Origin of the sequence: uncultured Limnohabitans sp., from assembly GCF_937889215.1 — a bacterium.
Classification (GTDB): Bacteria; Pseudomonadota; Gammaproteobacteria; order Burkholderiales; family Burkholderiaceae_C; genus Limnohabitans_A.
Window position 1 is genome coordinate 1 of record NZ_CALBEX010000432.1, and the last position, 1,935, is coordinate 1,935.

Genomic DNA, 1,935 nt, shown 5'->3' on the forward strand with positions numbered 1-1,935 from the left:
GACCATCGGCGTGAGCGGCGGCCCCATGCTCAGCGGCAAATGGCGCGGCCAGGAGCTGGGCTCGGGCACAGGCGTGTGGAGCATGAGCGAGCAGGTGCGCGCCGGCACGCTCAAGCTGCAAGAGTTTTTTGAAGCCGAAAGCTGCATGCACCGCAGCCACGGCCACTGCATGACCATGGGCACCGCCAGCACCATGGCCAGCATGGTCGAAGCCCTGGGCATTGGCCTGCCCGGCAACGCCGCTTACCCGGCGGTGGATGGCCGCCGCAATGTGTTGGCCCGCGATGCGGGTCGCCGCATTGTGGAGATGGTGCACACCGACCAGACCATCAGCAAAGTGCTGACCCGCGAAGCCTTTGAGAATGCCATCCGCACGCTGGCCGCCATTGGCGGCTCAACCAACGCCGTGATCCACTTGATCGCGATTGCAGGACGATTGGGTCTGAAGCTCACCGTGGACGATTTCGAGCGCCTGGGCAGTGAGCTGCCTTGCCTCTTGAACCTTCAACCGTCTGGCGAACACCTGATGGAAGACTTCTGCTACGCCGGTGGCCTGCCGGTGGTGATGAAAGAAATCGAGCACCTGCTGCACAAAGACATCGTGACCGTGAGCGGCAAGACCGTGGCCGAGAACAACGCCAATGCCGTCAACTACGACCCCCGCGTCATCAAAACATTCGAAGCCCCGTTCAAAGAGAAAGCCGGCATCGCCATCCTGCGCGGCAACCTGGCACCCCGTGGCGCGGTCATCAAGCCCAGCGCGGCCACGCCCGCGCTGATGGTGCACACCGGTCGCGCCGTGGTGTTTGAAGACAGCAACGACTTCCACAAACGCATCGACGACGAAAGCTTGGACGTCGACGAAAACTGCATTTTGGTGCTGAAGAACTGCGGCCCCAAAGGCTACCCTGGCATGGCCGAGGTGGGCAACATGCCCCTGCCGCCCAAAGTGCTGCGCAAAGGCATCACCGACATGGTCCGCATCTCAGACGCACGCATGAGCGGCACGGCTTATGGCACCGTGGTGCTGCACACCACACCCGAAGCTGCTGCCGGTGGCCCCTTGGCCGTGGTGCAAAACGGCGACATGATTGAGCTGAACGTGCCCGAGCGAAAACTGCAGTTGCTCATCAGCGATGAAGAGCTGGCGCGCCGCTTGTCCCTGTGGGAAAAGCCTGCACCGGCCATGAATTCGGGCTACTGGAAGCTCTACATCGACCATGTGTTGCAAGCCGACGAAGGCGCAGACATGGACTTTCTGGTCGGCCAGCGCGGCTCGGCTGTGCCCAAAGACAACCACTGATTTCCAAGGAAAAACCATGCGTATTTTGATCACCGGCGGTGCCGGATTTTTGGGCGCACGACTGGCCCGCGAAATTTTGAAACGCGGCCAACTCAATGGCCAGACCGTGAGCGAGTTGGTCATTGCCGACCTGTTCCCTGCACCGGCTGATCTGTTGGCCGACCCGCGCGTCAAAGGCCACGCAGGCCCCATGCTGGAGCAAGGCGATTTGTTCAAGAGCGGCTTTGACGGCGTGTTCCACCTCGCGTCTGCAGTGTCGGGCGAATGTGAACTCGACTTTGACTTGGGCTTGCGCTCGAACGTGGACAGCTCGCGCTTGCTGCTTGACAGCATCCGTGCGTCCGGTAAGGCATCGCGCTTGGTCTTTGCCAGTTCGGTCGCCGTGTTCGGCCCCGATGCGGCCAACCCCATGCCGGCGCTGGTGGCCGACACCACCTTGCCCACGCCGCAAACCTCGTACGGCACGCACAAGCTGATGATCGAGTACATGGTGGCCGACTACACCCGCAAGGGCTACATCGACGGTCGCGCCGCACGCCTGATGACGGTGGCCGTGCGCCCTGGCAAGCCCAATGGCGCAGCTTCGTCGTTCTTCAGCGGCATCATCCGCGAGCCTTTGGCGGGCACGGCCA

Annotated in this window: 2 protein-coding genes; both read left to right on the plus strand. The window is 62.4% G+C overall.

Features of this window, described 5'->3' with window-relative positions; genetic code table 11:
* A partial coding sequence (locus tag Q0341_RS11020) for a dihydroxy-acid dehydratase (RefSeq protein WP_299513161.1) occupies window positions 1-1,303 on the plus strand: 1,303 nt, incomplete at its 5' end.
* Between the two features lie 16 nt (window positions 1,304-1,319).
* Window positions 1,320-1,935: NAD-dependent epimerase/dehydratase family protein (locus tag Q0341_RS11025; RefSeq protein ID WP_299513164.1), on the plus strand; the 616-nt coding region annotated here is incomplete at its 3' end.